The sequence below is a fragment of the uncultured Bradyrhizobium sp. genome, from assembly GCF_936928535.1.
GTDB lineage: Bacteria > Pseudomonadota > Alphaproteobacteria > Rhizobiales > Xanthobacteraceae > Bradyrhizobium.
The window spans coordinates 1-10,343 of record NZ_CAKZHY010000162.1; the positions used below are offsets into that span (position 1 = coordinate 1).

Genomic DNA, 10,343 nt, shown 5'->3' on the forward strand with positions numbered 1-10,343 from the left:
CCCGCCGGCGCCACGAGCCCGAACCAGCCGATGGATTCGAAACCGGCAAGGCCGCTTTCGGCAAGGGTCGGCACGTTGGGCAGCGAATCCAGGCGCCGGCCTGAGGACACGCCGATCGCGTTGAGCTTGCCCTCGAGGATGAGCTGCCTTGACGCGGGGATATCCAGCACTGCGAAGGGGATATGCCCGGCGAGGACGTCGACGGTAGCAGGCGCCGTGCCGCGATACGGGACCAGCTCCATGTCGATGCCGGCCTTCTGCATGAACAGCGCGGCCGTCAGATGCATCGCCGTCGAATTGCCGCCATGGCCGATCGACAGCGCGCCGGGCTTGGCTTTGGCGAGTGCGACCGTCTCCGCGACATTGTGCGCCTTAACGTCCGCTGACGAGACCAGCACAAAGGGAATTTCCGCAAGCAGCGTGATCGGCGCGAGATCTTTTGGATCGAGCGGCATCGACGAATTGAGATGCGGGTTCACCGTCAGCGCGCCGGCCGGCGCGACGCCGAGCGTGTAACCATCCGGCTTTGCCTGCGCGACCGCCGCCATGCCGATATTGCCGCCGGCGCCCGCGCGGTTCTCGATCACGAGATTCTGCTTGAGCTCGGCGGTGACAACAGGTTCGAGTGCCCGGATGACGGTGTCGGCGCTGCCGCCGGGCGGAAAGGTCACGATGATCTTGATCAGCTGCTCCGGATAGGCCGCGCGAGCGGCCTGCAGGGTCAGCACGGCGAGAGCCGCGCCCGACAGCACGGCCAGAATGCGGCGTCTTGTGACGTGAGACACGTTCTCCTCCCTGATATCCTTTTGTGAGTTGCTTATGCCGCCGCACCGGTGAGGCGCGCCAGCAGCGCCCCAGCATCGTCAGGCGCCGCCTGCCCGCGCCAGGCAATGTGCTGATCGGGCCTGACAAGCACAAGCTTCTCGGCATAGGCACCGCCAGCCTCGTCTGGCGCGACGTCGATCATTTCAAGCGGAATGCGGCGCGCGTCCGCGACGGATAGCAATGGCCCGACATCGATCGCCGGGTCGAACCGCAGCAGATTGTAGCCTGCGCCGAACGCATCGTAGAGCGATCGTCCGTCGTGCAGGAAAAAATGCGGCGCGCGGGCGCCCGGCACGGTGGAGGGCGTAAAACTGCCCATCGCATAGGGCGGCGGCGTCTCGCCGTCATAGGCGATGATCGGCGAGGCGTCGTAGTAATAGCCGAAGTTCAGACCGGCGCAGCAATATTGCTGCACGTTGAGATCGTAGGCCGCCTTCGCAAGCGCGGCGCGCGCCGCCTGGCCGCGCGGCGTGTCGTCCTCGATCTCGGCGGAGACGCCACCGCGCTGCGCCATCATCTTCATGGCGTGGTCCATCGCAAAGCGCGACACCTGATCGGTGATCGGCTGACGCTCCGCCTCGTAGGCGTCGAGGATCGCAGGCGACGCCCAGCCGTTCAGATGCGCCGCCAATTGCCAGCAGAGATCGACGGCGTCGGCAATGCCCGCATTCATGCCGTAGCCGGCATAGGGCATCCACAAATGCGCGGCGTCGCCGCAGATGAACACCCTGCGATCCCTGAAGCGATCGGCCACCAGCCGGCGCCCGACCCAATCCTCCTTGCTGAGGATCTTGTATTCGAAGCGCTCGTCGACGCCGAGAATGGCACGGATCGACCAATCGCGATCGACGGAATCGAATTCCGGCTCATCGGGCTTGAGGTGATTGTGGATCAGCCAGCGGTCGTGACCGTCGATCGCGACGGTGGTGCCGGAGCGATGCGGGTTGAGCGACAGCACCATCCAGGCCTTGATATGCGCGCCCATCAACTCCTTCAGCTGCGGGGCTTCGATGAAGGTCGACTGCACGCGCTGGATGACAGGCGTTCCTGATAGGCCGGCCCCGATCGCCTTGCGGACCAGCGAGCGGCTGCCGTCGCAGCCGATCGCAAAGCTCGCTTCGATGCGGATCGTCTCCCCACTGTCGAGGTTGCGCGCCTGCGCGACCACCTGGTCGTTATCCTGCGCGATGTCGGTGATCTCGGTGCGCGCCAGAATCGTAACGCGCGTTTGCGCAGCGGCGTGCGCGAACAGGATCGGCTCGAGATAGACCTGGTTGATCCGGTGCGGCGGCTCCGGCGTCGGCCACCACGTATCGGGGCCGCCGGTTGCGCTGTAGCGCCGTGCGCGGGAGGGAATGTCGATCCGGCAGAGTTCGATGCCTGTTGCCGTGGTTCGATAGGAGCAATCGTTCGGGAAGTCTGCGGGCAGGCCCGCATCGCGCAGCTTGGCGGCGACGCCGAGCCTTCGGAACACCTCCATCGAGCGCGCCGAGACGTGATTGCATTTGACGTTTGGCGGATCGCCGGCATGGCGGATCTCGGCGACGACCACGTCGATGCCGCGCGAGGCCAGATCCATCGCCGCCGTCAATCCCACGGGGCCGGCCCCCACGATCAGGACCTGTGTCCTCATGTCAGTCTCCATTCCCTCGCGCCGCTGTCTTGGCCGGAGTTTATCCCCGGACGGTGCGCGTTTTTATGCAGATGTCACCGTAGCAGTATCCGCTCAGGCGAATTGAGAATATCGGGAAAGCTGGAAGAAGGGTTCTGCCTCGTAGGACGGATCGGTGGCGAGGCGAGCCAGCCTTTGCCCGATGGCGGGCGCGAACTTCGCACCATGGCCGGAACACGCGGAGCAGACGATCAGGCGGGACTCCGGCCAGCGATCGATGATGAATTCCTCGCCCGCATCGGGCAGGCGGTCGGCGGGCGCGGTGTTGGTGTAGAGGCAGACGTCGCGATCGATGATGGGCCCGGCCGCATCAGGGACGAGGGCCGCCAACGCTTCGCCGATCGGGCGGAGCTCGGCATCGCTGGCAGGCGGACCCCAGTCGTCGGGGCCGACCACGGGCCCGTGGTTGTGAGGCGCAGCTTTAACGCCGCGCTGTTCGAAGTCCGGAAAGCCGTAGACCGTGTCATCAGGACCTCGATCCAGAATGAAGATCGGGAAACGACCTGGAACCACGGTGTCGGGGCTGACAGGCGCGAACCAGCCGACCGCCTGTCGGGTGACGTTCAGCAGCGCGCCCAGTCGCGGGAGTGCGCGACCGAGCCATGGGCCCAGCGCCAGTATCGCGCGCTCGGCGAAGAACTCCTGGGTCGCGGTGCGGATCGACACGCCGTCGTGGTGCGGCGTGAAGCTCGCGCGTTCCGGAATCACGCGGTTCCCGGCGCGTGAACGCATCAGCTTCATGACGACCTCGGTCCGCAGGATCGCGGCGCCGTCCTGCACGACGACGTCCCAGTCGTCGGGCAGGCTGAAAGCCGGAAATTCCTTGTTCGCGACAGCAGCGGTCATCATCGGATCCGGCCGCCCTTTCGCGATCGCGGCCGCGCGCGAGGACGCCACCATGGCGGAGCCCGGGCGGCCGGCCTCCAAAATAGGGGTTTCCATCAGAACCGTTTGACCGCTTTCGGCCTGCAGCCGGATCCAGCCGGCATGAGCCTCGTCACTCAGGCTGGTGTAGTTGGGGTTTTCGAAATTGAAGCGACGGAAAATTCGACATGAACCGTGTGACGAGCCTCGATCCGAACCTGCTGCGACAGGGTCGAAGCCGAGCGCATCGACGCCGGCATCCAGCAATGCGCCCAGCGCTGCTCCGCCCATGAGCCCCAGACCCAGCACGGCGACTTCGCATTTCCGCATGAAGGCCTCGCGAGCGATGCTACGATGACGGCGATCATCGTGGTGATTCCGCGTGTTTGCAAGGACTGTGGGAGGGTGATGAGGGCACGACGGCCTGTTCGCGGCAACCGCGTTGACGCACGATCTGACGCTGATGACGCGCAATGATCGCGATGTTGCAGCGCTGAGGGCGAGGGTGATGAATCCGTTTGGGGGTGGGGGAGACGGGAATTGATATGGTCTCGGGTTACTTCGAATGACGTCACGCGGCCTTTTGACCCGTCGGGCAAAACAGGTGCATAGTTTCATTGTCGCAGGAAGTCTGATTGGCGGGTTTTGGCCGACCTCTCGAGGTGACCGAACCGCGTAGTCGACGCTGGTGTATGCTATTTAGTTCAGCGACTACATGGCTATAGTACGAATTCTGCGATTACCTCCGCATTCAGACCATGAAACCAATTACACCTACGCAATGGAGCTTCCTCAAGCGCTATCAAGGTATCCTGGATAGCAAAGAGTGTCTGTCCAGGCGCTTTGGCGAGGACCGCTGCGATGGCAGAATCGTTCGCGCGCACATGATTCCTCGCTCGCAACTCATACAAATTGCTGCGCAAGGCCACGTCCACGCCGTTCCTACCCGCCTTTCACCTATCGCGCAGATGAAACGATCCGGCTTTGCTGCGGAAGACGTTGGTATCGGCAACTTCTCAACCCTGCAGTGCTTCTGCGCACGTCATGACAAGACTTTTTTTGCGCCTTTGGAGGACGTAGCACTCACTTTCACGCGCGAACAACTTACCTTGCTGCATTACAGAGCGATGGCAGTAGAAGTCTACATTCGAGGAAACGCAGAAGACGCAGCCGCTAACGAGGGAAGAAAGTATTTGAGCACTGATCCACGACGCGAACCGTTTTACGAAGCGTTTCAGATCCAGTCGCTCGCTGCGATCGCAGCGGAAGAACACCTCAAGCGCACCGAGAAAATGATCAACCTTTCAAGGTATGACGAAATCCGTGCGGCAATCATTCGATTTGATGCAACGCCTGTTTTATTGTCGGCGTGTGCTTTCCGTCCGCTCTATGACGTAGTCGGAACGAAGCTCCAGGATTTTTCGGAAGAAGCTGCGTACATCGGCATGCATATTCTAGCCGTCGACAACAAGCCTGCCCTTGTATTCACATGGCTGAAGGATCAAAAGCCAAGCCGGCGGTTTGCCAAATCATTTTGCTTGCAACCGTACTGGCAGCTCACAACGCTCGCGGTTCAAATGGCGTTCGAATACGCAGAGCACACCTGCATGCGCCGTGAATGGTGGATGTCGACCTCCAAAGGATCGCGCGCTCTCTTGTTGAATCGAGTCGCGATGGCCAATGAAGCGGCCTCTATTCCCTATGACGATTTCCTATCGTTTGAATTTCTGATCGATGATTGGAAGTGCCGGAGTATTGAGTTCGTGAAGTAGCGCGGAATTCACGAAGTGCCGGGATCACCCAATGGGATTTGGCCCTTTTCTCCAACTACAAAATCGATGTAGGGAAGTATCCACGCAAGCGCGTCGGTGGATTTTGCAATTTCTCGCAACGGAAACTCGTTAGAGATTACGAATGAGCGGAATGGTGCACAGTCGCGTACGCGAGATTCGAACCAATCAATCACTTTGCAATCGGACATCGAGTCTAGCTTAGCCGTCAGCTGAGCTACCAGCGCAATAAACGCGGCACTCCTCTTTACGGCTTCAACTGCAACGAGCGACAAAGGAGAGGCGATCAGCGCTCCAAGAAGTGCGGATCCAAAAAGTGCGCCGATGACTACTGGGCTAGCTATCGCCGCGCCGCCGAACAAGACTATTGCGACGTTCTTGACAGTCGCGAGCGCGCAGGCGATTTTCCGCTGCGGGTGGTTCTCCGACGGAGAGCCCGATGGAAGGCATTCGATTGCCATACCGCAACGCTCCATGATTCGTCGTGCTTGCGATTGGCAGAAACGTCATTTTCGATCTTGATTGTCGAAATTGCGGCTGCAATTTCCGCAATTGCGTAGCGCTCACTCGTTGGTGCGGCTATCCAACACTTCGGGAACGCGCTTAAGATGGTTCTCGATGGTGCGCGACGAGACACGTGCACCCATTTGAGCGGTTTTACTCTCGATTGTCGCGGCAGCAGCGGAGGGCTTCGATATGTCGATCCGAGCCATATCTGCCAGAGCTGCGATGAGAATCAATAGTGTGCTACGCTCGCGGCGCTCTATTGGTTTTTCGGCTTCGATCGGCTTCGAAACGCGGGAAACAAGATTGCGCAACGCCTCCGTACGAACGACGAGCACGCTGTCCTCAGGAAGCCCTCCAGCCGGATAGTAGTTTGCCGAATGGTCATACGGCTTTCTTAGCGTTTTCGGGTCACAAAATTCGTTGTCGCTGAAGTGCGATTGAAGCTGGCAGTACGTTTCATCGCGACGAACGATCGGGGCCTCCAAGGATTGCAAACTTACGGCCGGGCCACCGGTCAAAAGTTGATATCTGTGCTCAACATCCAACCGCTCGGGGCCGAGCATCGTTAGGTCCCACACACCATCGATCGTAACAATTTCGGGCATCCATTTGACTACCCGCTCATGATCGATCGGCAGGCCAGAAAGAAACCGGATGAAGTCTTTTCCATCGAGCGTTGGCAAAGTCTCGGATACCGCCTCCTGAACAGGGACCGCAGTGCCGCAACGGCCTGTTGCGTGATTTACGAAGTAAACTGAAAGTGTGAGGTGGCCGTCCAACGCGAGCCGCAGCACATCGTGCTCGCTAACATCCTCCCCAAATAGAATGCCCAGGTGACGGGCAGCGTCTTCGATGGTCAGCCATTCCTTGAGGTTCAGCAGTTTTTGCAATGCTCTAACCTCCAATCATCATCAAAGGCTCAGTGCGTGTCAGAGACTCATTGACGATGAGCCTGAGGCAAGAAATCGGTAGAACCTCAATAGTATCAATTGGGATGGCGGAGAGGGAGGGATTCGAACCCCCGATAGGCTTGCACCTATGCCGCATTTCGAGTGCGGTGCATTCAACCACTCTGCCACCTCTCCTGAAGGCGCCATATGAGGAGCAGGGCCCCTGTGGTTGGGGGCGTTAATAGGCGAGGATGGCGGGACAGACAAGGCGGGAGAGGGGAAAATCCGCTGTCTGTTTCAGGCCATTTTCCTGGAGACTGGAGCTGAACGGAGAAAAAATTGGCGAAAAGCTCGCCCGCGGCCATCCTTCGAGACGCCCACCTTCGGCGGGCCCTCAGGATGAGGTTCGCGTTTGCGGCGAGATTGAGATTCGCGTTTTGAGGCGAGATAGAGCCGTCCAGAAGCCGCCAAGAAATCGGGGTGGGACCGCCAGACGCGGTAAACACTGGCGGTCCCGTGCCGCTTCACTCGAAATGCTGGCCAGGAAGGGCGGCTTCGCAGGCCTGCGTGAGACGACGGTTCGACCGTAGCGTGCAGGCGGGTTCCCGCAACGCAATCCCCTCCTTAACCTAACCAGTCAAGGTTACTCCTCGTCCTTCTTCTTGCTTTCCTTGTTGTTTTCCTTGGACTTTTTCTTTCCGTCCGCAGAATCCCGGTCCTTGCCGTTGCCGTTCTCCCGGTGGCGGTTGGTGAAGCGGGCATTGCCGAGGCCAGTGCCGATGGTGAGCACGCCCCAGCGATCGATGTCCTGCATGAAGGGCACCTCGGAGAGGCCCTGAACCACGCCGTCATTGTGCATCAGGATCGCGGTGTCGTGCTCGCCGATCATGGGGATGCCCTCGATCAGGCTTGCCGGCAGGTTGAACTTGCTGCTCTCCCAATTGCCCGGGAGATTCTGCGCGCCCTTCTCGATCGAGCCGTCCGCGTTGATGACGCCGGGACAGGCGATGCCGATGAAGGGCGCGAGCTTGAAGCCGTCGTTCTCGGCTTCGGTAATCAATCCCTTCAGCATCTTGGTGAGGCGCTTCACCGCGCCTTCGCGGGTCGGCTCGTCGTCGGCATGGCGCCACAGCTCTGATTTCACGACCTTGGCCTTCGAGAGGTCCTTGGCCTTCTTCCAGCCGGTCTCCACCAGGCCGCAGCGAATGTTGGTGCCGCCGATATCGACCGCGAGGATGCTGTCATAGGCCTCGAAAATCCACGACGGCGCCAGATGCAGCGCGCCGATCAGGCCGGCCTCGTCAGGGTGATGGCGGATCGGCACCAGATCGATCTTGAAGTCCTCGGCCTTGAGGATGATGTCGGTGCGCGCGATCGCCAGTTCTCCGAGCCTGGAATCGCGAAAGCCGCCGCCGACCACGATGCGCTCGGTCTTGGCCCAGGCCTTCGTCTTCAGGAAACGCCGCGTGACGTAAGCAAGCTCCTGGGCGAAGTCCTCGATGGCGCTGTGCACCACGGCCGAGGCCTCGGTGTCGTCGCCGGCCAGCATCGCGTCCAGCGTCTTCTTGCTGATGTTCTCCGACGGCTCCTTGCCGAACGGGTCCTCGCCGGTCTTGCGCAGCGGCTTGCGCCAGCGGTCGAGAATTTCGCGGAACGCACCCTTGCTGGCGCGATCGCCGAGAAAGCCGTCCTCGTCCTTCATTTCGATGTTGAAGCTGTCGATGTCGACCGACGGCAGCCGCTCGGCGCCGTGACGGGCGATGCCCGTCGTCTTGACCAGTTCGTCCGTTGCCATGGAAGCCCTTGCCCGAATGCCAGATTGCGGGGACAACGGCGCGGGAACCCGTTGGTTGCAATGCCGGTCGTGATTCAAGTCGGGCGCGGAAATGGCCCAAATCCTTCAAATCCAGGCTGTTTTTGGTGGTTTTCCTTGACTCCTGGCGGCCCGCGGCTATAAGTCCGCACAACCGGCGCGGGGCGTTTCTCGCGCCGCTTGTTTTTGCGTGGGTTTTCAAGGGGATAATCCCCGCCCGCACAAAACTCGCATAAACCCATAGCGACTGATCAAAAAGCCGACCCCTGACATCTGTCTTGAGGCCGGGATTGAACACGGAGAAAAAACGATGTTCGCAGTCATCAAAACCGGCGGCCGGCAATACCGCGTCGTTCCGGATGATGTTCTCGAAGTAGGCAAGATCGAAGGCGAAGTCGGCTCGATCGTGCAGTTGAATGAAGTTCTGGTCGTCGGCGGCGACACGCCGATCCTGGGCCTGCCCACGGTTGCCGGTGCGTCGGTGGCGGTCGAGGTGCTCGACCACAAGCGCGGCCCCAAGGTCATCGCGTTCAAGAAGCGCCGCCGCAAGAATTCGCGCCGCAAGCGGGGCTACCGCGACGAGATCACGGTGCTGCGCGTCAGCGAAATCCTGACGGACAATGCGAAGCCCACCAAGGGCCCGCGTCCGAAGAAGGAAAAGGTCGCCAAGGAAGCGGCTCAGGAAGCTGCCGAGTAACTGAAATCGATCACGCCAATTCACGAATTGAGGCGTGAGAAATTTTGAAATGATTCCGTCAAGGAATTGACCTAGAAATACGCAGGATTTCGGAGACGAGCCATGGCTCACAAAAAAGCAGGCGGTTCATCGCGCAACGGTCGCGACTCAAAGGGTAAGCGCCTTGGCATCAAGGTGTTCGGCGGGGAGCGCGTGATTCCCGGCAACATCATTGCGCGTCAGCGCGGGACCACCTGGCATCCGGGCCTCAATGTCGGCATGGGCACGGACCACACGCTGTTCGCCAAGATCGAGGGTCGTGTTGAATTCCAGGCCAAAGCCAACGGCCGCACCTTCGTAGCGGTACTCCCGCTCGCAGAGGCTGCTGAATAGACGGTGGATCATTTGGAGTCCGCCGGGTCCTTGACCGAACCGGCGGAGTCCAGAGATCGCAGAGATCGAAGGCTCCAGGGGAGGCAGGGAAACCGGCCTCCCCTTTCGTTTGACCAATTCACTTTTCGCTTAGTGACTTTGACGGAGCCGGACATGTTGCAGGACTTCTCGAGCGTGACCTTGGCCGAGGCGAGACCCAGCGTCGTCGCCACCGAACGGCTGACCTTGCGGCGGCCAACCCTGGCCGACGTCGTCTCCATCGCCCGCCTCGCCAATGACATCAGGGTCGCGGAGAATACCCGCCGCCTTCCCCATCCCTATTCGCAGGACGATGCTGTCCAGTTCACCCGCGCCACATCAGCGCTCGGCAGCGAGACCGTGTTCCTGATCGAGCACGACAGCGGGCCGGTCGGCATGGTCGGCATCGACTGCTCCACGCCCGACAATGCCGAGCTCGGCTACTGGCTCGGCGTCGAGCATTGGGGCCAGGGCTTTGCCACCGAGGCCGCGCGCGGCGCGATCGACTTCTTCTTCGAGGAGTTCGAGGACGACCATCTCTATGCCGGCGCGCGCGTCACCAATCCGGCCTCGCGCAACGTGCTGGAGAAGTGCGGCTTCCAATGGAGCGGCGTGCAGCTGCATCGCTTCCTGGCGCTGGGCTCCTCGACGCCGGTCGACTGCTTCCGCCTCTCCCGCGGCGTGTGGTCGTCGCTGAAGAGCTGGAGCAGCGCGCGGCGGATGAGGTAGGGGCGCGGAGGGCGCTACATACACAACTGTCGTCCCGGCGAAGGCCGGGACCCATAACCACGAATGTTCGTGGTGCGAAGACTCCCACTCCGAGTCTTCGTCAAACATCTCCCTGGGGTGATGGGGTGGACGGCCCCCTACGGCATCAGTGTGCCAGAATGAGGTT

Annotated in this window: 10 protein-coding genes and 1 tRNA gene; 4 read left to right on the forward strand and 7 right to left on the reverse strand. The window is 60.9% G+C overall.

What is annotated here, in order from left to right:
• The 3 genes from Q0687_RS29845 to Q0687_RS29855 all read right to left on the reverse strand — a co-directional run.
• The coding region (locus tag Q0687_RS29845; RefSeq protein WP_298885022.1) for a tripartite tricarboxylate transporter substrate binding protein at positions 1 to 785 on the reverse strand (785 nt) is incomplete at its 3' end.
• 32 nt (positions 786 to 817) lie between these two features.
• Positions 818 to 2,458: an FAD-dependent oxidoreductase gene (locus Q0687_RS29850; RefSeq protein ID WP_298885023.1), complete on the reverse strand. Its 1,641-nt coding sequence runs from the start codon at positions 2,456 to 2,458 to the stop codon at positions 818 to 820.
• Between the two features lie 93 nt (positions 2,459 to 2,551).
• Positions 2,552 to 3,691, reverse strand: coding sequence for an FAD-dependent oxidoreductase (locus Q0687_RS29855; RefSeq protein WP_298885024.1), 1,140 nt, complete (start codon positions 3,689 to 3,691; stop codon positions 2,552 to 2,554).
• A 428-nt stretch (positions 3,692 to 4,119) separates the two neighbouring features.
• Between Q0687_RS29855 and Q0687_RS29860 the strand changes: the two genes are divergently transcribed.
• On the forward strand, positions 4,120 to 5,133 hold the full coding sequence (locus Q0687_RS29860; protein WP_298885025.1) for a hypothetical protein: 1,014 nt from the start codon (positions 4,120 to 4,122) through the stop codon (positions 5,131 to 5,133).
• 8 nt (positions 5,134 to 5,141) lie between these two features.
• On the opposite strand, the gene Q0687_RS29865 is transcribed toward Q0687_RS29860, so the two are convergent.
• The 4 genes from Q0687_RS29865 to Q0687_RS29880 all read right to left on the reverse strand — a co-directional run bounded on the left by Q0687_RS29865 (position 5,142) and on the right by Q0687_RS29880 (position 8,343).
• On the reverse strand, positions 5,142 to 5,612 hold the full coding sequence (locus Q0687_RS29865) for a hypothetical protein (RefSeq protein ID WP_298885026.1): 471 nt from the start codon (positions 5,610 to 5,612) through the stop codon (positions 5,142 to 5,144).
• Between the two features lie 102 nt (positions 5,613 to 5,714).
• Positions 5,715 to 6,548, reverse strand: coding sequence for a hypothetical protein (locus Q0687_RS29870; protein WP_298885027.1), 834 nt, complete (start codon positions 6,546 to 6,548; stop codon positions 5,715 to 5,717).
• 105 nt (positions 6,549 to 6,653) lie between these two features.
• Positions 6,654 to 6,743 (reverse strand) — tRNA-Ser (locus tag Q0687_RS29875).
• Positions 6,744 to 7,191: 448 nt separating this feature from the next.
• Complete coding sequence (locus Q0687_RS29880) at positions 7,192 to 8,343, reverse strand: ROK family protein (protein WP_298885028.1); 1,152 nt, start codon at positions 8,341 to 8,343, stop codon at positions 7,192 to 7,194.
• A 328-nt stretch (positions 8,344 to 8,671) separates the two neighbouring features.
• Here Q0687_RS29880 and rplU point away from each other — a divergent pair, with 328 nt between their 5' ends.
• The 3 genes from rplU (at position 8,672) to Q0687_RS29895 (ending at position 10,177) form a co-directional block, all read left to right on the forward strand.
• Positions 8,672 to 9,058 (forward strand): 50S ribosomal protein L21, encoded by a 387-nt coding sequence (gene rplU, locus Q0687_RS29885; protein WP_298885029.1) that lies wholly within the window; start codon positions 8,672 to 8,674, stop codon positions 9,056 to 9,058.
• A gap of 102 nt (positions 9,059 to 9,160) precedes the next feature.
• Positions 9,161 to 9,430 carry a 50S ribosomal protein L27 gene (gene rpmA / locus Q0687_RS29890; protein ID WP_092234086.1) on the forward strand — a complete coding sequence of 90 codons (270 nt, stop codon included), beginning with the start codon at positions 9,161 to 9,163 and terminating at the stop codon, positions 9,428 to 9,430.
• Positions 9,431 to 9,583: 153 nt separating this feature from the next.
• Positions 9,584 to 10,177, forward strand: a complete 594-nt coding sequence (locus Q0687_RS29895) for a GNAT family N-acetyltransferase (RefSeq protein WP_298885030.1) — start codon at positions 9,584 to 9,586, stop codon at positions 10,175 to 10,177.
• Positions 10,178 to 10,343 lie beyond the last annotated feature (166 nt).

Coding starts and splice junctions, on each gene's coding strand:
- Q0687_RS29850 (WP_298885023.1), bottom strand. CDS start 2,458: ATGAGGACACAGGTCCTGATCGTGGGGGCCGGCCCCGTGGGATTGACG.
- Q0687_RS29855 (WP_298885024.1), bottom strand. CDS start 3,691: ATGCGGAAATGCGAAGTCGCCGTGCTGGGTCTGGGGCTCATGGGCGGA.
- Q0687_RS29860 (WP_298885025.1), top strand. CDS start 4,120: ATGAAACCAATTACACCTACGCAATGGAGCTTCCTCAAGCGCTATCAA.
- Q0687_RS29865 (WP_298885026.1), bottom strand. CDS start 5,612: ATGGCAATCGAATGCCTTCCATCGGGCTCTCCGTCGGAGAACCACCCG.
- Q0687_RS29880 (WP_298885028.1), bottom strand. CDS start 8,343: ATGGCAACGGACGAACTGGTCAAGACGACGGGCATCGCCCGTCACGGC.
- rplU (WP_298885029.1), top strand. CDS start 8,672: ATGTTCGCAGTCATCAAAACCGGCGGCCGGCAATACCGCGTCGTTCCG.
- rpmA (WP_092234086.1), top strand. CDS start 9,161: ATGGCTCACAAAAAAGCAGGCGGTTCATCGCGCAACGGTCGCGACTCA.
- Q0687_RS29895 (WP_298885030.1), top strand. CDS start 9,584: ATGTTGCAGGACTTCTCGAGCGTGACCTTGGCCGAGGCGAGACCCAGC.